The sequence below is a fragment of the Mesorhizobium sp. M8A.F.Ca.ET.161.01.1.1 genome (genome assembly GCF_004792105.1).
GTDB lineage: Bacteria > Pseudomonadota > Alphaproteobacteria > Rhizobiales > Rhizobiaceae > Mesorhizobium.
The window spans coordinates 166,582-188,831 of record NZ_SRTD01000005.1 but is presented as its reverse complement, the minus strand read 5'-3'; the positions used below and the strand labels follow the sequence as shown (position 1 = coordinate 188,831).

The following is a 22,250-nucleotide window of genomic DNA, read 5'->3' as shown; positions in this document are numbered from 1 at the left end:
CCCCTACCGCCCGTTTCCTTGCCTATCGAACGATCAGACGCTGCTCGTCGCGCTTCTGCGCGTAGGAGCCCTTGTCGTAAGCCGCTTGCTTCTCGAGCTGCTCCTTGGTGAAGGTCGTATAGAGGTACTTCTTGCCGTCCTTGTCGGTCATGAACTTCAAATTATCCATGCCAACCGCGACCTCCTTCGAACCGATGCCGAGGAAGCCGCCGACGTCGACGATCACAGCATCGGTTTTCTTGTCGGGCGCCAGCACGACATCGCCGATCTCGCCGACCTTGGCGTCGTTGGCGCCATAGACTGTCGTGCCCTTCAGATCGTCAGCCCTGATCTCGCCAATCGGCATCTCCGTCAGCTTCGACTTGTCGATGGCCGCGGTCTTTGTCTGGTCGGGAGCGGTGGCGTCAGCCGGCGCCGCCGCCGTCTTGTCCGCCGGAGCGGCAGCAGGAGCTGTCGCGGTGGCTGGCGCGGTTGCCGCCGGCTCGTTCGATGCCGTCGTAGCCGGTGCCGGATCATAGGCCTTGCGGTTGAAGTCCGGCTGCGCCTGCAGTTCTTCCTTGGTGGTCTGCGCAACCAGCCAGCGGTCGCCATTCTTCTGTGCCCACTGCGCCTTGGCGAAATCATAGGCGACGTTCTTTTCCCCCATGCCGAGGAAGCCGCCCACGCCAATAATCAGCGACTTTGCCTTGCCTTCCTTGGTCAGCACGATGTCGTTCACGTCGCCGATCTTCTGGGCGTCGTCGCCTGTGCCGTTGTAGACATTTTCGCCGATGATGTTTGTGGCCAGATTGCCATCAGCCTGTTTCACCGGTTCCGCATTCGCCTCCGCGGGCTTCTGTGCGGTGTCTGTCGACGTGGCCGGCGCCTGGGCAGTCGTCGATGCGGCCGGGGCCAGCGCATAAGCCTTGCTGTCGAATTCCGGATGCGCCGTCAGCTCGTCCTTGGTCGTCTGCGCGACCAGCCAGCGGTCACCGTTCTTCTCGGCCCATTGCAGCTTGTCATAGTCAAAGGCGACGTTCTTGGTTCCGACGCCAAGGAAGCCGCCGACACCGATGACGACGGATTTCACCATGCCGTCCTTGTCGAAGACGACATCAGTGACCTTGCCGATATTCTCGGCATTGTCGCCAGTGCCGTTGTAGACGGTTTCGCCGATGATATTGGTGACGATGCTGCCCTCAGCGTGCACCACCGGCGCGGCCGGCTCCTGCGCCGCAGGCTGCTTCGCGGGGGCCGGGGTTGCAGTGCTTTGGGCGAAGGCACCGGTCGCGACCATTGTCGCAAGGGCGGTCGTGGCTAAAAGGGTGCGGATCATGATAGTCTCTCCTCGTGCTGATTTCGTGCACGCCGCGCCCGGTTGAACCGTCGCTGGGGAGATCGGACGCGGCATCTCTACAGGTTCACAACGTCGTGACCATGCTGTTGTTCCCACGAAGCGAATGCGCGCTACCCAGCTTCGAATCCGGCCTGGATTGCGGCGCAGCCGGAACCTTTCCAAGCCCGCCGCGTTTCAGCCTCCGGCTGGGCGCGTCCTGGTTAGGTTGTGATTGATCGGCGGAGCGGGGCATGAAATTTGCAGCGGTGCTGAACCGAGACGGCGGCACCTTGCGCACCACCGATATCTCGGCTTTCTCCGACCGGATGCGTCAGACGCTGGAATCGGCGGGCCACTCTCTCAGCATCGATATCGTTGCCGGCAAGGATGTCGTGGAAACCCTCGACAACGCCGTGTCGCGCCGCGCCGTCGATGTCGTGCTCGCCGGCGGCGGTGACGGCACCATCTCGGCCGCGGCTGCGAGGCTGATGGGCAAGAAAAAGGCGCTCGCCATACTGCCGGCCGGCACGATGAACCTTTTTGCGCGCGGCCTCGGCATTCCGCAGTCGCTCGATGCCGCGCTAAAATCCTTCGCCGACGGCGAAATCATCGCGGTCGACATGGCCACGGCCAATGGCCAGCCCTTCGTCCACCAGTTTTCGATCGGCATGCACGCCAAGATGGTGCAGTTGCGCCAGGGGATGGAATTCGGTTCGCGCCTGGGCAAGATCAGGGCTTCGGCCAAGGCGGCCTGGGCAACGATCAAGAACCCGCCGGCGATGAACGTCACGCTCGGCATCGGCGACGCCGAGGTGACGGCGCGCATATCAGGCATCGGCGTCACCAACAATCTGTTCGGCGAAGGCCATCTGCCTTATGCCGACAACCCTGCCGGCGGCGTGCTCGGCATCTATGTGACGGTGGCGCAGCAACGCGCCGAACTGCTCAAGTTCTTGTTCGACATTGCGCGCGGCAAGTGGCGCGACAACGAGCATGTCGAAATTCACCAAGCCGACCGTACGGTGCTGAAAATCCATTCCGGCGGCAGAAAGTTCCGGGCCGTGATGGATGGCGAACTGGTCAGGCTCGATCGTGAGACGACGATCGAAATCCATCCCGGAGCGCTCAACGTCCTGGTGCCGTCCAGCATCGCCGAGGCAAAGGCTGCCTGATGCGGTCTCGAACGACGAAAGCCAAAAAACTAGCCGCCCGGCGCGCTTCCTTGCTCGGTCGCCGGTGTCTTGGCCGCCCGGCCATAGATTTCAGCGGCACCCCAGGCCGCGAAGCTCAGGAGCAGCGCGGCGATCAGGATATACAAGACATGCCAGCCCCACCGTCCCTGACGCGCTTTGTTTTCGGGAATGATCTTGGTCATGATCGGCCCTTGTCTCGATTTGCGCCGGCTGACGCGGCCGGCAAAACATGGTCGGGTAACGGTTCCTCGCTAGGATGGTTCCAAGCAAGCCGGACCAGTGCCGGCGAAGAGACCAACAGGACGGCGGAAGTCGGGACTGGGCATTGGGGACTTGGGTGAGCAGCAAGGCGGAAGCAGCGCTGGGTCTGCCAGCCGAGGTCGCGCGCGCGGTGAAGGACGAAGACCGGCTCGCCGTGCTGCGTGGGCTGGAGGTGATCGATTCGACGATCGACGTGGATTTCAACCGCATCAGCAACCTCGCCGCGGCCGTAATGCAGGCACCGATAGCGCTGGTCACGCTTGTCGATCTCGAGCGGCAATGGTTCAAGTCATGCTTTGGCCTCGACGAAACGGAAACGGCGACCAGAATTTCCTTCTGCGCCCACGCCATCGCCGCCGGTGACGGCCCCATGGTGGTGTCCGATGCGACGGCGGATCCCCGCTTCAAGAACAACCCGCTGGTCACAGGCGAGCATCATGTGCGCTTCTACGCAGGCGCGCCGATGCTCGTGGCCGGCGCCAGGATCGGCACGCTGTGCGTGATGGATCGCAAACCCCATGTCTTTCCATCCACCGCCACACTGGACCAGTTGACGATGCTCGCCGGTCTCGCCGGCAGCCTGTTCACCCTGAAGGATGCAACCCGCAGCGGCGCGATCGCCGAGGCCGCACTCGCGCGCGAGGAAAAGCGGCGCGCCATCGCCCTCGACGCGGCGTCGCTCGCCAGCTGGGCATGGGACATCCGCACGGACATGATCGAGTGCGACGTCAGGCTGTCCGAACTGTTCAACCTGCCGCGCTCGACGCGTTTGCGGGCGCGCGACATCCTGACCGCCATCGACCCGCGCGACGTCTATCAAACCGAAACCCGCTTTCGCGACGCCTTGACCGGCAGCGACGACTATTTCGGCGAATACCGGGTGAAAGGCTTTCATCCACCGCGATGGGTGGCCACGCGCGGCAGTGTCATCGAGCGCGATGGCGACGGCAAGCCGACGCTGATTTTCGGCGTCAACTACGACATCTCGGAACGCAAGCTTGGCGACGAACGGCAACGGCTGCTGCTCAGAGAACTCAACCACCGTGTCAAGAACACGCTGGCAACGGTCCAGGCGCTGGCGACGCAGACCGTGCGCCATGCCCGCCAGCCGAGCGAATTCCTCGAGGCCTTCCGCGCGCGGCTTCAGGCCCTGGGTATTGCCCATGGTCTGCTGTCCGACCGCGAATGGCGCGGCATCGGCATCCGTGAACTCGTCCAGATCGAGATCAAGCCCTTCGACACCGCCGACCAGCCACGCTTGACGATCTCCGGCGCCGATCTGTTGCTGTCGCCTGATCAGGCCGTCGGGCTCGGGCTGATCCTGCACGAACTGGCCAGCAACGCGCTGCAATATGGATCGCTGTCTGTTGCATCGGGCAAGGTTGATCTCGGCTGGAAGGCGCAAGGCAGGAAAGGCGACCGGCGCCTCGTTTTCACCTGGCGCGAAAGCGGCGGTCCTGAAGTTGCCCCACCCGACCGGCACGGCTTTGGCTCGATCCTCATCCGGCGCAGTCTGGCCAAGGTCATTTCGAGCGAAGTGACCCATGAATTCCGGCCGGACGGCGTCTTCGCCGAAATATCGATGCCGCTGGAAGATCTGTCGGAGTGAGACGAGGCAGTGCAGGTGCCGACATACTACTCCTCGCCGGCATCCGGATGATCGGTGTCCGGCTTCACGTTCTCGCGGTAGATGGCATAAGCCGCCAGTGCCACGGCCGGACCAAGAATAACCCCTAGTCCGCCTTTTCCCTTCAGCAATGTCGGCAGCACGGCGAGCGCGGCCGTAATGCCGATCGCCTTCATGTCGGCCTTGCGCCGCCTTGCCTCGCGGCGGACCCGGGCGCCCGCCATCAGCCGGTGGATCAGAAGAACAAGGCCCGCGATTACCAGGAAGCCGACACCGAAACCAATCGCGGCAGCTAGCGATCCATACCGCACCGACGTCCAGATATAAGCTGCCCCGACCAGGAAGCCGAGGCCGCAGAATGCCGCCAACGCTGCAAACGCGTAGACGACGGCCGCCGTGCGCGCGCGCCGCACGGCGGCCATTGTTTCACCCGAGGCGAAAGCCGACAGCAGGGAAGCCAGCAGTCCCATCTCGGCGGAACTAGCGACGCGCCAGCAGTGCGAACAGGAAGCCGACGCCAGCGGCGATTGCAAGAGACGTCACCGGCTTTTCGCGTACGCTTGCCACCATCTGCGCCTCAAGATCCCTGGCGTTGCCGCGCAGGCTGTCGAAGGCGGCCTCACCTTGGGCGCGCAGCTGTTCGACGCCTTCGGCCGCCGCCCGGCGCGCCGTGCCGTAGCCGTGTTCGCCGGTCTTGGCCAGCTGTTTGGTGAGCTTGTCGATATCGGCTTTCAACTGCCTGATGTCGGCTTCGAGATCCGGATTCGTCCGCGCTTCGTTGGCGGTCTTGCTTGCGGCGGTTGCCATTGCTTAACTCCTTGTGATTGCTCGATTTCAAACGCGCCGTGCGTCCCAAAGTTCCGATGCCCGGACAAACTAGCCGAAAACCCGGTCATGCGCACCCGATCCGCCGCCCTGGCAAGAAGTGCGGTGTCAGATCAATGGCCGGCGGCCCTCGCCCAGCCCCTCCCAGCCGGCGAGCTGCTTCAGCCCTTCATTGTCGACGACCCCGCACCCGCCGTCGCGCCAGACGATCAGCTGGCGATCCATCAGCTTGCGGATCGTCTTGTTGGTGTGAACCAGCGACAGGCCAAGCGTATCGGCGATGTGCTGCTGCGTGATCGGAATCTGGATGGTTTGCTTGCCGTTCAGTCCGACGACCTTGGCGCGGCTGGCGATGAAGGCGATAAGATAGGCGGCACGCTCGATCGCGCTGCGGCGGCCGAGACTGAGCAGGTTCTCGTCCAGCATGCGCTCTTCGCGCGACGCGATCCAGGTGATGTCGTAGGCGAGACCGGGATGGTTGCGGTAGAGTTCATGCAGGTTATCGCGTTCGAACACGCAAAGCAGCATCGGCGACAGGGCCTCGACGGAATGCTGCATCTCCCCCATGACGCTGCCTTGCAGGCCGATGAGATCGCCAGGCATGAGGTAATTGAGGATCTGTCGGCGGCCGTCCTGCAACAGCTTGTAGCGGAACGCCCAGCCGGACAGCACGGTGTAGAGATGGGCGCTGTGGCTTCCTTCCACGAGGACAGTGGCACCCTTGTCGACCGCGAGCTCGCCTTTCTTGAATTTACTGATGAAGGCCAGCTCCGGTTTCTCGAACTCCCGGAACACCGGCAAGGGCCGTAATGGGCACTGCTCGCAAGGATATTGCCGGCTTGAAGAAGAGCGCCCGATCTGGCTTGGCATTTCGACCCCCCGTTGCGAAAGTCTGCCGGTCGGCAGGCCAGTTTCACGCGCTTGCCCGAGATCGCTGTTTCGTCGCCGGCGCATGTCTTTTTTAAATGACAAGACCCCAAATTGCGATCATGAATCCCGGCGTTTCAAGGAGCGATTGCCTGTGCCCCAATTACTTGACGGATTGCGCATTCTTGTCTTGGAGGATGAATTCCTCATAGCCATGGATGTCGAGCAACTCTGCCGTGACCACGGTGCGGGCGAGGTGGTGGTTGCCCGCGACCTGGCCGAGATCGACGGCCGTAAGGTCGCGACGCATTTCGACGCGGCCATTGTCGATCTGATGCTGGGCGGCGCTTCGACGCTCGAATTCGCCGCGGGCTTGCGGGAGACCGGCGTCCCGTTCGTGTTTGCGTCCGGCTACTCCGATGCGGACGAGATCAAGGCATCCTTTCCCGGGGTGAGGCTGGTCACCAAGCCCTATTCAGGCGAAGACCTCGTTGAAGCGGTGGCGCTAGCCTACGGTCGCGGCTCCCCCGGCTAAGACTGACGCGACGGCACTCGAATTGCCGTGATGCAGCCCGTATTTCAATGTGCCGCCGTGCCCGTGACCTGGGCGGAGATCGCATCGGGACCATACTCGTCCTCGCCGGAGATTTTCAGGATTTCCTGAAGGCGTGTACGAGCCCTGCTGACGCGGCTCTTGATCGTTCCAACCGCGCAACCGCAGATTTCGGCGGCCTCCTCGTAGGAGAATCCCGATGCGCCGATCAGGATGATGGCTTCGCGCTGGTCCTCCGGCAATTGCTCGAGGGCGCCGCGAAAATCCTTGAGGTCGAGCTGGCCGTGCTGTGCCGGATGCACCGCAAGCCGGGCCGTCATGATGCCGTCGCTGTCCTGCACCTCGCGGCCGCGCTTGCGCATCTGCGAATAGAATTCGTTGCGCAGGATCGTGAAAAGCCATGCCTTGAGATTGGTGCCAGGCTGGAAGCTCTCATGCTTGTCCCAGGCCTTGACCAGCGTTTCCTGAACGAGGTCATCGGCCTTGTCGGCATTCTGCGTCAGCGACACGGCAAAGGCCCGCAAGCTCGGGATTGCCCCAAGCAGATCGGTCTTGAAGCCTTGGGAGACCGCGGCCATGATCTAGTCCTTCTTCTGTGCGGGTTCGGCTTGTTCCAGTTGGCTGAGCAACTGGGCGAAGCGATCCGGCACATTGTCGGAGACCAGCTCGTCGTAATATTGTTTGAGTTTGCGTCCGATTTCGGAGTTCGGCCCCAGCGGGTCGCCGGCACCGTTCCGGCGCCTGCCCGCGGCGCCAGCCAAAATATCTTTGGTCATATCCTTCATTTCGCCCTTATAGTCCCAGCGCCCAAGCCGCCCATAACAACACAACACAAGGCAAGCGGCACCCCTCGTCTGGGTTGCCCATCCCGACATCAAACGCCGTTCCCGTCTATTCGTTCCATATAGGCCGGAACTTTTTCGGAAAACCCGCGTTGTATTAGCGGGACTTGCAACAAGCTTGACCTGCAATCCGTTCACTCGCGTCATCTGAGGGAGACGTCTTACCATGAGTTTATCCGCCACCATCGCACCGCACCTGCCGTTCCTGCGCCGCTTTTCGCGTGCCGTCTCGGGATCGCAAGAGAGCGGCGACGCGCTGGTCGCCGCGATGCTCGAAGCCATCATCGCCGACATCGAGATCTTCCCCGAGGCATCGAGTGACCGGATCGCCTTGTACAAGGTTTTCGCCAAGCTCTTCACATCGGTTGCCATCCGTGTCCCGCAGGAGCAGGCACAATCGGCGTGGGAACAGCGCGCGGCCGCCAATCTCAATGCCATCGCGCCCCTTCCGCGCCAAGCCTTCCTGCTGGTTGCCGTCGAAGGTTTCAGCGAGGACGAGGCGGCCGAAATCCTCGATGTCGGCGAACAGCAATTCTCCGAGTTGCTTGCCCAGGCAAGCAACGAGATTTCACGCCAGGTGGCGACCGACGTGCTGATCATCGAGGATGAACCGCTGATTGCCATGGACATAGAGGAGATGGTCGAGAGCCTCGGTCATCGGGTGGTAGGAACGGCGCGTACCCATGCCGAAGCGGTGACGATGTTCGGCAAGACCCGACCGAAGATGGTGCTGGCCGATATTCAGCTCGCCGACGGCAGCTCAGGCATCGAGGCCGTGAACGAAATCCTCTCCTCGACATCGGTGCCGGTGATATTCATCACCGCCTTTCCCGAGCGTCTCCTGACCGGAGAGCGCCCCGAACCCGCCTTCCTCGTGACCAAGCCGTTCAATCCCGACATGGTGAAGGCGCTGATCAGCCAGGCGCTGTTCTTCGATCGGCAGGCCAAGGCTGCCGCATAGATCGCGGCCTCCGGAAGCCGGACAAGATCAAAAAAAGGCCGCCGGATGCGACCCATCCGGCGGCCTTTTTTGACAAGCCGGATCGGCTACCGGGGAATTTCCAGCCGGCGCTGCCCGGAACGATTTGCAAGCCCGGTCTTTTTCGGCGAATGGTGGAACAAACCGCATCCACCCACGTTTTTATCGCATCATTCGAAGGAGATGAACCATGCTGTACTGGGCGCTCGTATTTCTCGTCGTGGCGATTATTGCCGGCGCGCTTGGTTTCGGCGGCATCGCCGGCACATCCGCCGGAATCGCGCAGATATTGTTCTTTATCTTCCTCGCTTTCCTGGTCATTTCGCTTCTGGCCGGCCTGTTCAAGAGGGCATGAGCCTGACGGCTCATCAGGTGAACACTGGAAGCCGCACCCCTCAAACGGTTTCCAGCCACCGCCGGGCGGGGTCCTTCAATGGACACCGTCCGGCGGACCGCTTTTAGGGGAACCCATTCGACAGTGAGCCGTTCAGCCTGAGTTGGGTGGACAGATTTGATCAATGCGCTCCAGGACTTCAGATAGAACGGAAGGCGCACGGAGCGATGAAGTCATCGCCATGCATCCGGCCGAAAGTGGCATGCAGCTTGGTCGGGCTCTTCTCCACGCGCTGCACAATGCCGGCATTTCCGTCCTTTACCAGGATCGCGAGATGAAGACCGTATGGGCCCGCAACATGCGCGCGCCCTGGGCTTCCGACGATGCCGATGGGAACGGCATCCTGCAGACGGCGCAGGCCGATCGCATCGGCGCCGCCAAGCACGATGTGGTCGCGACCGGCGATCCTCAGCGCCTTGAAATCAGTGTTCCGGTCGAGAATGGCGTCCGCTGGTTTCAGATTTGGGTCGATGCCGACCGAGGCGACGATGGCGATGTACAAGGCGTCGTCACCACCATGGTCGAGACGACCGAGCAGAAGCGGCGCGAACAGACATTGACGACGCTGCTGCGTGAAGTCAGCCACCGCTCGAAAAACCTGCTGGCGATCATCCAGAGCATCGCGACCCAGACCGGTCGTTATTCCGACGGCGTCGGCGACTTCCTGACGCGCTTCCGCGGCCGGCTGCAGTCGCTGGCGTCCTCCCAGGATCTGGTGACATCCTCCAACTGGCGAGGGGCAGCCCTTCATGAGCTGGTGGCGAGCCAGGTCGGCCGCTACGGAGCGAACCCATCGCACAGCCTGCGCTTCCGTGGCGCCAATCCCTACCTCAATCCCAACGCCGCGCTGCATATCGGCCTGGCGATGCACGAACTCGCCGTCAACTCCGTCAGCTATGGCGCCCTGTCCCGGCCTGACGGTTTCGTCGAGGTCACCGCCAACCTCGACGCCGCCGCCACGGGGGAGTTAGCCCTGTCTTTGACATGGGCCGAAACGATAGGGACCGACAACGATCGCGGCGGTCAAAAGCGATTCGGCAGCGTCGCCTTGGAGCGGGTGGTGCCAGCATCCCTGAACGGAACCGCGGACCTCAATATCGGCGGCGGCCACCTCGAATATCGCCTTGTCGTTCCGCACAGCAATTTCGAGACGCAGTGAGAGCCTCGGCAAGCAGCGATTCTTAACCGGCTATTCACCATAAGGGCGGATGCTGTTTTCCCGGATACCGCCGGAACCTGCCCCGCCGTCGGACATTGTTTGCAGGCTTGCAGCGCGATACCGGAGGATGTCTTGACAGTCGCCGACATGAACAGACTGGAACAAGCCGCACGTATTTCGATGGGCGAATTTCTGGAAGCCGAATCCTCCGTAGAAACACCCCCTCGAGCAGATAAGGGTTTGGCGAAGGGGCTCCTTCTTGCCTTGACCGTGACAATGTTGCTGGCCGTTGTCTGGCAGTCGACCTGACTTAGGTCCTGCCCTGTTGTCATCCAAGTATTCGCGTAACTCCCTTGGAAGGACAGGAACTTTTTGACGATGTTGGCCGTTATTGCGGCCAGAGGAACATCTGTCATGGAACACATAGCCGCGTTGTTACTGGTGATCGGTTGCTCGAACTCGATGGCCGAATGTCGGGAATTGCAGGTCCCAGTCAGTGTTTTTGCAACAGCCGACGAATGCACCGCTGAGCGCCCATTCGCGATGGGCGACGTACAGGGACAGGCGCAGCATATCGTCGCCAAATGCCTCGCGGTCGACCCCGCGCTGGAGGACGACTACGATCAAATTGCCTGGAAGGTGCGGCCAGACGGTAGCCTTGACGCTTCGTTGGTGATTTCCAACCTCGTCATGGCATCGAACACGATCCGCCCAGAAAAAGACCACCTTAGCCAACAATAAATTTGCAGCAGCAAAGGCCATCGTTTCGTGCTAAATGGCGGTTGGAGCTTACTAAAGTGTGGACACAAGTGAGGAGTGACTCTATGCGGAAAATACTTATTGCCATGGTTGCGGTGGTTGCCGTCAGCGGCTGCACCACGACCGAACAGGACGTCGTGGGCGGCGGCCTGATCGGCGCGGGCGTAGGCGGGTTGGTCGGCGGCGGCAAGGGCGCGCTGATCGGCGCGGCGGTCGGTGCCGGGACCGGCCTGCTGGTTCGCAACCTGCGCAACGGCTATTGCGTGTATCGCCGTCATAACGGCACGACCTATCAGGCCCGCTGCAACTAATTCAGCGATCGGAGCATTTCCAGGAGCTGTTCGGCGATTCCATGAAACGCTGAACCGCTCTAATGGAATACATATCCGGGGGCCATGTCGGGCCTCCGGATTTTCTTGGGGTGTCGATCCGCCGCTCTGGCGACCGGCAGGATTTCAGCCGACCAACGGAATTCTGATTTCCACCTTCAGGCCGTCAGCCTGGAAATCGCGCTTGATCGTGCCGCGCAATTCGCGCGTGACGTTGAGGTCGATCAGTTTGGTGCCGAATCCGGTCACGGCCGGCGCCTCGATCCTGTTTTTCCCGACTTCCCGCCAGTTCAGCGCCAGCATCCGCTCGCGCCCACGCCCTTCCAGCGACCAGTCCACCTTCAGCGCCCAATCTCCCTTGGAGGAATTGGCGGAATTGCCGGCTTCACCATATTTCAGCGCATTGGTGGCGAGTTCATGAAAGGTCAGGCCAAGCGCCTGCGTCGTGGTTTCGTCGAGCAGCACCTCCGGGCCTGACAGGAGCCCCTCCGGCAGTTCCTTGCCGAACACCTGGCCGAGCTCGATTCGCAGCAGATCGGCAAGGTCGGCTTTCTGCCAGCGCGAGCGCGTCAGCATATCCTGCGAGGCGGCCATCGCCTGCAGCCTGGCCGAGAAGGAAGCGGAGAACTCATTGACGTCGGTGGCCCGCGACGCCGTCTGCCGCGCGATCGCCAGCACCCTGGTGATCGAGTTCTTGATGCGATGCTTCATCTCCTGCAGCATCAGGTCCTTTTCGAGCAGGCTCTTTTCCATTGTCTCATGCAAGGCCGATACCGCGTCATAGGCCCGCTCCTGGTAGCGCGCCACCAGAGCGATGGCACCGGCCAGGAGCAGGCCGAACATTCCCAGCATGACGGGGATGGCGCGCGACGAGGGTTGCGAGAAGGCGCTGGTCGGCCTGAACAAAACGGTCCAAGGGCGCCCCGCCACGGTCATCTTGCGGGTGACCAGCAGCCGGTCTCCCAGGGATGAAACCGGTGGCGTCTCCGAGCGGAACAACAGATTGTCGCCGTTCACCGCTCCGTCGTAAATCTCTGTGTTGACCGGCAGCAGCGGCGCACGGCTCAGCGCGATCTGGAACAGGTCCCGGGCCCGGAAGGCGGCATAGAGAAAGCCGGCGGTCGAGGATCGCGATGCGTTGATGACCTCCGGCGCCGTTTCTACATTGAGCCGCACGAAGGCCAGGAACCCGGTGAAGGTCTGCGCGACGCCCGTGCCCTGGCCGAGCTGCACCAGCCCGCTTGCATGCTGCTGGTCGTCGGCCATCGCCTTTTCGATCGCCACGCGCCGCACCGGCTCGCTGAACATGTCATAGCCGATGCTGGCCTGGTTGGACGGATCCAGCGGCTCGAAAAGGGCTATCGGCGTGCGCCAGGGCTGCGTCGTATCCGGATAGACCGGATGGCTGGCGCCGAAATCGCGGAGGATGTCGCGCTCCACTGCGGCTTCGTCGCCCGTCTTGACCAGCCGCAGGAAGCCGATGCCGCGCAGGCCGGCAAAATTGCTGTCGATATCCAGCGCCTTGAAGAAGGCCTTGAACTCGCTCTGGGAAATATCGCCGTTGCGCGCATCGAACAGGGCCTGTGTCGAGCGCAACAGCGACAGATGCAGGTCGATGCGGCTCTCGATCCGGTTGAGGGCGTCATCGGCCGCCCCTTCGAACTTAATGCGGGCGGCCTCCTGCGTCGCGAAATAAGCGAACCCCGCCATGGTCATGCTGATCAATGCAACGGCTATGAACGCGACGATTGGAAAAAGCTTCTTCAACGGATGATGCGGTCCATGAGCAAAACAGGACCTTTATGGGCAAGTCGCCGGGCCAACACAATGGTCAGGCCAAGCCATCGTGATCACTGGCATATCACGTGAACGGCAACGGGGCGTGCCCGAGCGGCCCGGCCGGCCTGCGGCCGGCCTCAGGCGGCGATCCTCAGCGCCCCCGGCCCCGGTATGGCACCTGGAGGACATTTGCCCAGGATGATCATGCCCAGCACTTCGTCCTGGGTGACGTCCGTGGTGCGTGCCGTGCCGACCACCTGGCCGTTCTTCATCACGCAAACCCGGTCGGCGAGCTCGAACACGTCGTGGATGTCGTGGCTGATCAGGAAAATGCCGATGCCGTCGGACTTGAGCTGCCTGACCAGTTCGCCGACCTGTGCCGTTTCCTGGGGGCCGAGTGCCGCCGTCGGCTCGTCCATGATCAGGATGCGGGCGTTGAACAGGATGGCGCGTGCGATCGCCACCGACTGCCGCTGTCCGCCTGACAGTTTGATCACCGGCTCCTTGAAGCGCTGGAAGCGGGGATTGAGCCGCCCCATCACCTTGCGCGCCTCGGCCTCCATGGCGACGTCGTCGAGCGTGCCCCAGGCGGTCATCAGCTCGCGGCCGAGGAACAGATTGGCGGCGGCATCGACATTGTCGGCCAGGGCCAGCGTCTGGTAGATCGTCTCGATGCCGTATTTCTTGGCGTCGCGCGGGTTGGAGATCGCTGCCTCCTCGCCATTGACGAAGATCTGGCCGGCATCGCGCTTGTAGGCACCGGACAGGATCTTGATCAGCGTCGACTTGCCGGCGCCGTTGTGGCCGAGCAGCGCTACGACCTCGCCCGGGAAAAGGTCGATCGACGCGTCGTCGACGGCACGGATGCCGCCGAAGGCGATCGAGATGTTGCGCATGTCGACCAGCGGCGTGCCCATGGGGGCGGTTGCGGGGGCAGTTGCGGGAGCGGTTTTGTCAGCCATGATCGTATCCCTAAACCCGCTTGCGATAGACGGTATCGAGCCACACCGCGATGACCAGCACGGCGCCGACGACGATGCTCTGCAGCGGCGAGTCGACGCCGAGCAGCACCATGCCCGACTGCAGCGACTGCATCAGCAATGCGCCGAGCATGGCGCCGATGATCGTTCCCGAGCCGCCGGCAAGCGACGTGCCGCCGATGACGGCCGCGGCAATGACGAGCAGCTCGTCCAATGTGCCAAGCACATTGGTGGAGGAGTTCTGCCGGGCCGACGAAATGGCGGCCGCGATCGTGGCCAGCACGCCCATGATCATGAACACCTTCATGGTGATCCAGCGCGTGTTGATGCCGGCGAGATTGGCCGCTTCCGGATTGCCGCCGATGGCAAAGACATAACGGCCGAAACGGGTGCGGTTGGTGATGAAGGTCATGACCAGGCCGACGGCGACCGCCATCAGCACCGGTATCGCGATGCCGTGGGCGATGAACAGGCCGCCCTCGGGTACGGTGATGTTGTTGGCGGCCGCGTAGCGGTTCACGATGCCGATCGGCCATGGATAGGAGTTGGCCAGCCAGACCGCGCCCATGATGACGGCGCAGGTGACGGCGCCGAGCAGCGTCTCGGCCCAGACCGGCCGCAGCGGGAAGCGGAAGCGCTTGCGCTGCACGCGCCCGTTGAACAGCGCGAACACGACGGCCAGGCAGGCGACGATGCCCACGACCCAGCTCCAGGTGGCGCCGATCGATCCGGCCGGGCCGCCACCCATCAGCTGGAAGGTGGCGTCGAGCGGTGCCACCGTCTGGCCTGACGTGACCCACCAGGCGGCGCCGCGCCAGACCAGCAGGCCGCCCAGCGTGACGATGAAGGCCGGCACTTCGAGATAGGCAATGACGAAGCCCTGGAAGGCGCCGATCAAAAGGCCGAGCGCCAGGCCGATGACCAGAGCCAGGACCCAGATCCATGGGTTGCCGAGTTCAAGCCCCACGAACCGAACCAGGAAATGCACCTGCGCAAAACCCATGACCATGCCGATCAGGCCCTCGGCGGAACCGACGGACAGGTCGATGTTGCGCATGACGATGACCAGCACCATGCCACAAGCCATGATGGCGACCGCGGACGTCTGCACCGACAGGTTCCACAGATTGCGCGGCGTGAGAAACGTGCGGCTGTCGAAATCGAGCGGATTGACGCCGAGACGCAGGCTCGAAATCACATGCAGCGCGACCCAGATCAGCAGCAGGGCGCCGATCATGCCGAGCATGCGGGTGTCGATCTCGGTCGCCTTCAGGAACCGGGCGACCGCGCCGAGTTCCGAGGCGCGCGCGGTATCGGCCTGCGGGTTGGACGTCGTATCGGTCATGATTTCCTCCAACCGGCTGGCCGTCTACGCGGATGCCGAAGCCAGCCTAGAAGCTATCCGCGTGATGCGGAAACACAAATCTTTTTGAGAAAACGCCGCGGCTTTGGGCCGCGGCGCCTTCATTTCTTCAAGCGGTCAAACTCAGTTGCAGGCCGCAACGCTGCCGGCGGCGACGCCCGCGCAGACTTCGTCCTTCTTGATCCAGCCGGCGTCGATGACGAGGTTGAGATTATCCTTGGTGATGGCGACCGGGGTCAGGAACAGCGACTTGACGGTGTTGCCGCCAGGCGTTGTGAAGTCCTTCACGCCGGCGATGTCGGTCATCTTCTTGCCGTCGGCGAGCTGCGAGGCGATCTCGGCGGCGTTCTTGCCGAGTTCACGCGCGTCCTTCCACACCGACACGGTCTGGGTGCCGAGCGCGATGCGGTTGAGCGCGGCGTGGTCGCCGTCCTGGCCAGAGACCGGCACGGTGCCGGCGAGCCCCTGCGCCGTCAGCGCCGCGACGACGCCGCCGGCGGTGCCGTCATTGGCCGCGACCACCGCGTCGACCTTGTTGTCATTGGCGGTGAGGAATTGCTCCATGTTCTTCTGGGCGTTGGCGGGCAGCCAGCCGTCCGTATAGGCCTCGCCGACATTCTTGATCTTGCCCGAGTCGATGGCTTCCTTCAGCACTTCCATCGAGCCCGAGAACAGGAAGTCGGCATTCGGGTCGGCACCCGAGCCCTTGATGAAGACGTAGTTGCCTTCAGGCTTCACCTTGAACACTTCACGGGCCTGCATGCGGCCGACTTCCTTGTTGTCGAAGGTCAGGTAGAAGACGTCCTTGTTTTCGATCAGGCGGTCATAGCCGACGACCGGAATGCCCTCGTCGAGCGCTTTCTGCACCGCCGGACCGATGGCCGAGGCATCCTGCGCCAGGATGATCAGCGAATTGGCGCCCTGCGAAATCAGGCTCTCGACATCGGTCAGCTGCTTGCCGGGATTGGACTGCGCATCGGCGGAAATGTACTTGTCGCCCGCGGCCTCGATCGCCTTCTTCATGGCGGCCTCGTCGGTCTTCCAGCGCTCTTCCTGGAAGTTGGACCAGGAAACGCCGATGACCTTGTCCTTCGCCTGCGCGACCGACACCAGTGTCAGCGACATGGCGACACCCGCCAGGATGGCGGCTGTGAATCTCTTCATGATATCCTCCCTGCGCCGCGTATGGCGCGACCAAACTGGCCCGAAGGCCGGCACAAAGGCTCTATTTTTTCGAGCCTCGAAAAAACACTGGTCCATCGCCAGAACACTGTCAACATCGATTCTGATGGATTTTGAGGTGCCAGAAATTTTTTTTCGAGCCTCGCAATAAATAAATGACAGCACCGGCCGCTTCTGCCAGTGTTTGACCCTGTTGCCGGAGGTATTCGAGGGGGATCAAGAACCGCGGCAACCGGGAGGGAAAGCATGTCGGTGGGAATCCGCCACGACGATCTGCGCCGGCGCAACCGCGCAATGGTGATTGCAGCCGTGCGCCGGGATGGTCAGCCCTCGCGCACCGAGATCGCCGCCACCACTGGCCTCAGCCACTCGACCATATCGGCGATATCCGCCGACCTGATCGGCGAAGGTATCCTGACCGAAGGCAAGCCGAACGAGGCCGGCTCACTCAAACGCGGCCGGCCGCAGGTTGGCCTCGGCCTCAACCCCGAGGCCGCGGCTGTGATGACCGTGGTGCTGTCGCTGAATTTCCTATCCGTCGCCGTCATCGATTATGCCGGCCAGGTGGTCGCCGAGGAGCAGCGCCGGCTGGACACGCTGACCATGTCGCGCGAGGCGCTGATCGGCGAATGCACGGCAATAGTGCGCCGCCGCATCGAGGACCCCGATCTCGATATCCGCAGTGTTGCCCGCATCGCGCTGGCGATCCAGGGCATCACCGACACCAAGGCGCGTGCCATGCTGTGGTCGCCGATCACGCCGCAGACGGACATTGCCTTCGCCGACATACTCGAAGCCGAATTCGGCATCCCCGCCACCATGGAGAACGACTGCAACATGATGGCGGTGGCGTTGCGCTGGCGCGACCCTCAACGCTACCGCGACGACTTCATCGCCATCCTGCTCTCGCACGGCATCGGCATGGGCCTGGTGCTCAAGGGCGAACTGTTCACCGGCACCCATTCATCGGGCGGCGAATTCGGCCACATGATCCATCGCCCGGGCGGCGCGCTCTGCCGTTGCGGGCGGCGCGGCTGCGTCGAGGCCTATGCCGGCAACTATGCCATCTGGCGTAATGCCAGGCAGCTTGGCGAGGACGCCGAACCGGTCGCCGATGTCAGCGACGCGCAGATGCGGACACTCGCCGCGACGGCAAGGGAGAAAGACGGACCGGAGCGCGAAGCCTATCGCAAGGCGGGCGAGGCGCTGGGCTATGGGCTGGGCAGCCTGTTCGCGCTGATCGACCCGGCGCCGGTCGCCATGGTCGGTGTCAGTGCCGCCGCCTTCGATCTGATCGAGCCGGCCTTGCGCGAGGCCATCGCCCAGACCGCCGGCGGCCAGCATTCGGAATCGATTTCCTTCGACACCGAGCCGAACGAACTGCCGCTCATTCGCGAAGGCTGCGCCATGCGCGCCTTGACCTTCGTCGACCAGGAGATTTTCGCGCCGGGCGTGCAGGCGAGAGGCAGTGCTGGGAAGAGCGTGGCCTGAGCGAACGCTCCGGTGAATCACCACCAATGCTGGAGGTTGGCCGAGCGCCCTCAAGGTCGTCATCCCTGGGCGGAGCAGCCGCGAAGCGGCGTCGCGGAGACCCTGGGATCCATGCCGTGACCTCGATCGTAGAGTGCAACGGCGCAGAATTCTGCACTGCGGCGACGCGTCGAGGTCCCGGCATGGATCCTCGGGTCTGCGCCGCGTCGCTTCGCTCCTTGCTCCGCTCGTGGATGACGAAGTCAGGGGCGTAGCCGCCCTGGACCTAGTCTTCCCTGATCGCGTAGCCCGCGCCGCGGATGGTGCGGATGACGTCGGGCATGCGGCCATTGTTGACCGCCTTGCGCAGGCGACCGACATGCACGTCCACCGTGCGCTCGTCGATATAGATCGTCTCGCCCCAGACATTGTCGAGCAACTGGCTGCGCGAGAACACCCGGCCGGGATGGCGCATCATGAATTCGAGCAGCCGGAACTCGGTCGGTCCGAGCCGGATTTCGCTCTTCTTGCGATAGACCCGGTGCGATTCACGGTCGAGCACGATGTCGCCGACCTTGAGCACGCTGGACAGCACTTCCGGCTTGGCGCGACGCAGCAGCGCCTTGACCCGGGCCATGAATTCCGGCGTCGAGAACGGCTTGACCAGATAGTCGTCGGCGCCGGTCGAAAGGCCACGCACGCGGTCGCTCTCCTCACCGCGCGCCGTGAGCATGATGATCGGCAACCTCTCGGTCTCGGGCCGCATTCGCAGGCGCCGACAGAGTTCGATGCCGGAAACAGCCGGCACCATCCAGTCGAGCACCAGGAGGTCGGGCACATTCTCCTGGAGGCGGATCTCGGCTTCGTCGCCGCGCGTCACCACCTCGACCTGGTAGCCTTCCGATTCCAGATTGTAGCGGAGGAGCACGCCGAGCGGCTCCTCGTCCTCCACCACCATGATGCGTGGCGCGATCATTGGCAGATCATCCTATCGTCAAGCCGCCGGCGCCGACATCGCCGTCTCGTCCTGCTTCGGACGATTGGCGGGCAGTTGCGTTCCGGTCAGCACATAATACGCATTCTCGGCGATGTTGGTCACATGGTCGCCGATGCGCTCGAGATTCTTGGCGCAGAACAAGAGATGCGTGCAAGCCGTGATGTTGCGCGGATCCTCCATCATGTAGGTCAGCAGTTCGCGGAACACCGAGGTGTATTTGACGTCGATGCGTTCGTCGTCATTCCTGAGCTTGGCGAGGGCGGCGGCATCGCCGGCCGCATATTCCTCGACCACGCCCTGCACCTGGATCAGCACCAGCTGCGCCATGGAATCGATCGAGTGCGACAGGTCGCGCGGCGTCGCGGTGAGGCCGACGGAACCGACACGCTTGGCGATGTTCTTGGCAAGGTCGCCGATGCGCTCGAGGTCGCCCGCCATGCGGATCGAGCCGACGACATGACGCAGATCGTCGGCCATCGGCTGGCGCTTGGCGATCAGGGTGATGGCGCGGTCGTCGAGTTCGCGCTGGCGCGCATCCATGATGGCGTCGTCGGAGACGACGCGCTGTGCCAGCGCGTTGTCGGAATTCAGCAGAGCCTTGGTGGCGCCGCCGACCATCGTGCCGGCGAGATCGCCCATGTCGCTGATCAGCCTGCTGATCTGTCCGAGATCCTCATCGAAGGCTGCGACTGTGTGTTCGGCCATGATCCTGGTCCTCGTATGCGTGATATCAGCCGAAGCGGCCGGTGATGTAGTCCTGCGTGCGCTTCTCGCGAGGCGACGTGAAGATCTTCTCGGTCTTGTCGAATTCGACCAGTTCGCCCAGATACATGAACGCCGTCTGGCGCGACACGCGCGCCGCCTGCTGCATGTTGTGGGTGACGATGACGATCGTATAGTCGGCCTGCAGCTCGTCGATCAGTTCCTCGATCTTGGCGGTCGACAGCGGATCGAGCGCCGAGGCTGGTTCGTCGAGCAGGATGACTTCCGGCTTCACCGCCACGGTGCGGGCGATGCAAAGACGCTGCTGCTGGCCGCCCGACAGGCTGAGGCCGCTAGCGTTGAGCTTGTCCTTGACCTCGGTCCACAATGCCGCGCGCTTCAGCGCCTGTTCGACACGGCCGTCCATCTCGGACTTGCTGATCTTCTCGTAGAGACGGACGCCGAAAGCGATGTTCTCGTAGATCGACATCGGGAACGGCGTCGGCTTCTGGAACACCATGCCGATCTTGGTGCGCAGGAGATTGAGATCCTGCGAGCGGTCGAGGATGTTCTGGCCGTCGAGCAGCACCTGGCCGTCGGCGCTCTGCTTCGGGTAGAGCTCGTAGATGCGGTTGAAGACGCGCAGCAGCGTCGACTTCCCGCAGCCCGACGGGCCGATGAAGGCGGTGACGCTGCGCTCGGGCAGCGACAGGCTGATATCCTTCAACGCCTTCGACTGGCCGTAGTAGAAGTTGAGGTTCTTGACCTCGATCTTGGCCTTATCCACGGCCACTTCGGGCGTGTTCAACTCGGTGGACAACATCGGTTTCATCTGTCCTCTCTGCGTCCGGTAAGGCTGCGGGCGAAAATGCTCAGGCCGAGAACCGTCAGGGTGATTATGAGTGCGCCAGTCCATGCCAGTTGCTGCCATTCCTCATAGGGGCTGAGAGCGAACTGGAAGATGGTGACAGGCAGGCTGGCCATCGGCGCGTTGAGATTGCTCGACCAGAACTGGTTGTTGAGCGCGGTGAAGAGCAACGGCGCCGTCTCGCCGGAGATGCGGGCGATGGCGAGCAATATGCCGGTGACGATGCCGGAGAGCGCGGCGCGGTAAGCGACAGATTTGATGACCACCCAGCGCGGCGCGCCGATCGCGGTGCCGGCTTCACGCAGCGCGTTCGGCACCAGGTTGAGCATGTCCTCGGTGGTGCGCACCACGACCGGAATGACCAGGATGGCCAGCGCAACGGCGCCGGCAATGGCGGAGAAATGTCCCATCGGCCGCACCATCAACTCGTAGACGAACAGGCCGATGATGATCGATGGCGCCGACAACAGGATATCGTTGATGAAGCGCACGATGGTGGTGAGCTTGGAGAAGCGGCCGTATTCGGCCATGTAGGTACCGGCGAGCACGCCGATCGGCGTGCCGACGATCACGGCGATGATCGTCATCACCACGCTGCCGTAGATGGCATTGAGCAGGCCCCCGGCGTCGCCGGGCGGAGGCGTCATTTCGGTGAAAACGGCCAGCGAGACGCCGGACAGGCCCTTGTAGAGCAGCGCGCCGAGGATAAGTGCCAGCCAGGCGAGGCCAATGCCGGCGGCGACGACGCACAGCGTCATCATCACGCCATTCCTGCGCTTGCGGCTTTGGTGAAGCGATGCGGCTGTCGACATTGGTCAGGCTCCCGTACGGGCGTCGATGCGCATCAGCATGTAGCGTGCGATGGCAAGGATGAGGAAGGTGATGACGAACAGGATCAGGCCGAGCGCCACCAGCGAGGAGGTGTAGAGATCGCCAACGGCTTCGGTGAATTCGTTGGCGATGGTCGCCGAGATCGTCGTGGCGGGCGCGAACAGCGAAGTCGAGATGCGGTGCGCGTTGCCGATGACGAAAGTGACGGCCATCGTTTCGCCGAGCGCACGGCCAAGGGCGAGCATGACGCCGCCCATGATACCGATCCGGGTATAGGGAATGACCACGCGCCGCGTCACTTCCCAGGTCGTGCAACCGATGCCGTAGGCCGACTCTTTCAGCACCGACGGCACCGTGTCGAACACGTCCTTGGTGATCGAGGTGATGAAAGGCAGGATCATGATGGCGAGGATCATCGCCGAGGTGAGCAGGCCGATACCATAGGGCGGGCCGGCAAACAGGTTGTTGAGCCCGGGAACACCATGGAACAGCCAGATGATAAAGGGTTGCACCGTCGTCTGCAGGAACGGTGCCAGCACGAATAGGCCCCAGATGCCGTAGATGATCGAGGGGATGCCGGCGAGCAGTTCGACCGCCATGCCAATCGGGCGCCGCAATGCGCGCGGGCAAAGTTCGGTGAGAAAGATCGCGATGCCGATGCCGAGCGGCACGGCAATCAGGATGGCGATGGCGGATGTGATGATGGTGCCGTAGATGGGCGCCAGCGCACCGAATTTCTCGGTCACCGGGTTCCAGCTTTCCGTGGTCAGAAAGGAGAAGCCGAAGGTCGAGAGCGCTTGCCAGGAACCGGCAAACAACGAGATGGCGAAGCCGCCAAGCAGGACCAGAACCAGGATCGCGGCGGCACGGGTCGCCGCATGAAAGATCGTGTCCGTCAGCGCGAAACGTCTGACGATGGCATCGCGCGAGCCCTTGATGGCTGGCAAGGCTTCCTGGACAGCACTCATGTCAAGC

The 22,250-nt window shown here is 62.8% G+C and carries 26 protein-coding genes; 10 read left to right on the top strand and 16 right to left on the bottom strand.

From position 1 onward, the window contains the following. Positions 1–22: 22 nt before the first annotated feature. Positions 23–1,315 carry a PRC-barrel domain-containing protein gene (locus EN804_RS15145; protein ID WP_127278577.1) on the bottom strand — a complete coding sequence of 431 codons (1,293 nt, stop codon included), beginning with the start codon at positions 1,313–1,315 and terminating at the stop codon, positions 23–25. Between the two features lie 251 nt (positions 1,316–1,566). On the opposite strand from EN804_RS15145, the gene EN804_RS15140 reads away from it, so the two are divergent. Then, positions 1,567–2,487, top strand: coding sequence for a diacylglycerol kinase family protein (locus EN804_RS15140; RefSeq protein ID WP_127278578.1), 921 nt, complete (start codon positions 1,567–1,569; stop codon positions 2,485–2,487). Positions 2,488–2,516: 29 nt separating this feature from the next. On the opposite strand, the gene EN804_RS37250 is transcribed toward EN804_RS15140, so the two are convergent. Then, entirely contained in the window at positions 2,517–2,690 is a 174-nt protein-coding gene (locus EN804_RS37250; protein WP_189343577.1) for a hypothetical protein, read from the bottom strand. A 155-nt stretch (positions 2,691–2,845) separates the two neighbouring features. On the opposite strand from EN804_RS37250, the gene EN804_RS15135 reads away from it, so the two are divergent. Then, a complete protein-coding gene (locus EN804_RS15135; protein WP_127278579.1) occupies positions 2,846–4,378 on the top strand; it encodes an HWE histidine kinase domain-containing protein in 1,533 nt (510 codons plus the stop codon). 26 nt (positions 4,379–4,404) lie between these two features. Here the strand turns inward: EN804_RS15135 and EN804_RS15130 are convergent, their stop codons facing one another. From EN804_RS15130 to EN804_RS15120, 3 genes are all read right to left on the bottom strand, one after another. Beyond that, positions 4,405–4,866 carry a hypothetical protein gene (locus EN804_RS15130; protein ID WP_127872058.1) on the bottom strand — a complete coding sequence of 154 codons (462 nt, stop codon included), beginning with the start codon at positions 4,864–4,866 and terminating at the stop codon, positions 4,405–4,407. Between the two features lie 10 nt (positions 4,867–4,876). Continuing rightward, on the bottom strand, positions 4,877–5,203 hold the full coding sequence (locus tag EN804_RS15125) for a DUF883 family protein (RefSeq protein WP_127872059.1): 327 nt from the start codon (positions 5,201–5,203) through the stop codon (positions 4,877–4,879). 126 nt (positions 5,204–5,329) lie between these two features. Continuing rightward, positions 5,330–6,091, bottom strand: a complete 762-nt coding sequence (locus tag EN804_RS15120; RefSeq protein WP_135917188.1) for a Crp/Fnr family transcriptional regulator — start codon at positions 6,089–6,091, stop codon at positions 5,330–5,332. Between the two features lie 151 nt (positions 6,092–6,242). Here EN804_RS15120 and EN804_RS15115 point away from each other — a divergent pair, with 151 nt between their 5' ends. Continuing rightward, positions 6,243–6,623 carry a response regulator gene (locus EN804_RS15115; RefSeq protein ID WP_245464483.1) on the top strand — a complete coding sequence of 127 codons (381 nt, stop codon included), beginning with the start codon at positions 6,243–6,245 and terminating at the stop codon, positions 6,621–6,623. Between the two features lie 44 nt (positions 6,624–6,667). Here EN804_RS15115 and EN804_RS15110 read toward each other — a convergent pair whose 3' ends face one another. Further along, positions 6,668–7,219, bottom strand: coding sequence for an RNA polymerase sigma factor (locus EN804_RS15110; protein WP_010911883.1), 552 nt, complete (start codon positions 7,217–7,219; stop codon positions 6,668–6,670). Between the two features lie 3 nt (positions 7,220–7,222). Beyond that, positions 7,223–7,426: a NepR family anti-sigma factor gene (locus EN804_RS15105; RefSeq protein ID WP_127280183.1), complete on the bottom strand. Its 204-nt coding sequence runs from the start codon at positions 7,424–7,426 to the stop codon at positions 7,223–7,225. Between the two features lie 223 nt (positions 7,427–7,649). On the opposite strand from EN804_RS15105, the gene EN804_RS15100 reads away from it, so the two are divergent. The 6 genes from EN804_RS15100 (at position 7,650) to EN804_RS15080 (ending at position 11,085) form a co-directional block, all read left to right on the top strand. Next, positions 7,650–8,444, top strand: a complete 795-nt coding sequence (locus EN804_RS15100) for a response regulator (protein ID WP_135917187.1) — start codon at positions 7,650–7,652, stop codon at positions 8,442–8,444. A 208-nt stretch (positions 8,445–8,652) separates the two neighbouring features. Next, a complete protein-coding gene (locus tag EN804_RS15095) occupies positions 8,653–8,817 on the top strand; it encodes a DUF1328 domain-containing protein (protein WP_027031438.1) in 165 nt (54 codons plus the stop codon). Between the two features lie 163 nt (positions 8,818–8,980). Further along, positions 8,981–10,015: a sensor histidine kinase gene (locus tag EN804_RS15090; RefSeq protein ID WP_127280181.1), complete on the top strand. Its 1,035-nt coding sequence runs from the start codon at positions 8,981–8,983 to the stop codon at positions 10,013–10,015. Positions 10,016–10,147: 132 nt separating this feature from the next. Further along, the gene (locus EN804_RS37245) at positions 10,148–10,324 is read left to right on the top strand and encodes a hypothetical protein (protein ID WP_167531410.1); all 177 of its coding nucleotides are present in this window, start codon (positions 10,148–10,150) and stop codon (positions 10,322–10,324) included. Between the two features lie 105 nt (positions 10,325–10,429). Next, positions 10,430–10,756, top strand: coding sequence for a hypothetical protein (locus EN804_RS15085; RefSeq protein ID WP_135863092.1), 327 nt, complete (start codon positions 10,430–10,432; stop codon positions 10,754–10,756). 83 nt (positions 10,757–10,839) lie between these two features. After that, entirely contained in the window at positions 10,840–11,085 is a 246-nt protein-coding gene (locus tag EN804_RS15080) for a YMGG-like glycine zipper-containing protein (RefSeq protein WP_135920077.1), read from the top strand. A gap of 144 nt (positions 11,086–11,229) precedes the next feature. Here the strand turns inward: EN804_RS15080 and EN804_RS15075 are convergent, their stop codons facing one another. The 4 genes from EN804_RS15075 to xylF all read right to left on the bottom strand — a co-directional run bounded on the left by EN804_RS15075 (position 11,230) and on the right by xylF (position 16,389). Further along, positions 11,230–12,870, bottom strand: a complete 1,641-nt coding sequence (locus EN804_RS15075; RefSeq protein ID WP_135920075.1) for a CHASE domain-containing protein — start codon at positions 12,868–12,870, stop codon at positions 11,230–11,232. Positions 12,871–13,019: 149 nt separating this feature from the next. After that, positions 13,020–13,844 carry an ATP-binding cassette domain-containing protein gene (locus EN804_RS15070; RefSeq protein ID WP_127277541.1) on the bottom strand — a complete coding sequence of 275 codons (825 nt, stop codon included), beginning with the start codon at positions 13,842–13,844 and terminating at the stop codon, positions 13,020–13,022. Between the two features lie 10 nt (positions 13,845–13,854). Further along, positions 13,855–15,207: a sugar ABC transporter permease gene (locus tag EN804_RS15065; RefSeq protein ID WP_127277544.1), complete on the bottom strand. Its 1,353-nt coding sequence runs from the start codon at positions 15,205–15,207 to the stop codon at positions 13,855–13,857. Positions 15,208–15,348: 141 nt separating this feature from the next. Next, a complete protein-coding gene (gene xylF, locus EN804_RS15060) occupies positions 15,349–16,389 on the bottom strand; it encodes a D-xylose ABC transporter substrate-binding protein (protein WP_127277547.1) in 1,041 nt (346 codons plus the stop codon). A gap of 264 nt (positions 16,390–16,653) precedes the next feature. Between xylF and EN804_RS15055 the strand changes: the two genes are divergently transcribed. Continuing rightward, complete coding sequence (locus EN804_RS15055; protein ID WP_127277549.1) at positions 16,654–17,898, top strand: ROK family protein; 1,245 nt, start codon at positions 16,654–16,656, stop codon at positions 17,896–17,898. Positions 17,899–18,163: 265 nt separating this feature from the next. On the opposite strand, the gene phoB is transcribed toward EN804_RS15055, so the two are convergent. Genes phoB through pstC form a run of 5 tightly spaced genes read right to left on the bottom strand, consistent with a single transcriptional unit; the run spans position 18,164 to position 22,243 of the window. Next, on the bottom strand, positions 18,164–18,853 hold the full coding sequence (gene phoB / locus EN804_RS15050; protein ID WP_010911896.1) for a phosphate regulon transcriptional regulator PhoB: 690 nt from the start codon (positions 18,851–18,853) through the stop codon (positions 18,164–18,166). A gap of 18 nt (positions 18,854–18,871) precedes the next feature. After that, the gene (gene phoU / locus EN804_RS15045; protein ID WP_127277552.1) at positions 18,872–19,579 is read right to left on the bottom strand and encodes a phosphate signaling complex protein PhoU; all 708 of its coding nucleotides are present in this window, start codon (positions 19,577–19,579) and stop codon (positions 18,872–18,874) included. Positions 19,580–19,604: 25 nt separating this feature from the next. Next, positions 19,605–20,408, bottom strand: a complete 804-nt coding sequence (gene pstB / locus EN804_RS15040) for a phosphate ABC transporter ATP-binding protein PstB (protein ID WP_127277554.1) — start codon at positions 20,406–20,408, stop codon at positions 19,605–19,607. Next, positions 20,405–21,256 carry a phosphate ABC transporter permease PstA gene (gene pstA / locus EN804_RS15035; RefSeq protein ID WP_127277556.1) on the bottom strand — a complete coding sequence of 284 codons (852 nt, stop codon included), beginning with the start codon at positions 21,254–21,256 and terminating at the stop codon, positions 20,405–20,407. Before pstA ends, pstB begins: the two co-directional genes overlap by 4 nt. A 3-nt stretch (positions 21,257–21,259) precedes the next feature. Then, positions 21,260–22,243 (bottom strand): phosphate ABC transporter permease subunit PstC, encoded by a 984-nt coding sequence (gene pstC / locus EN804_RS15030; protein WP_135920073.1) that lies wholly within the window; start codon positions 22,241–22,243, stop codon positions 21,260–21,262. Positions 22,244–22,250 lie beyond the last annotated feature (7 nt).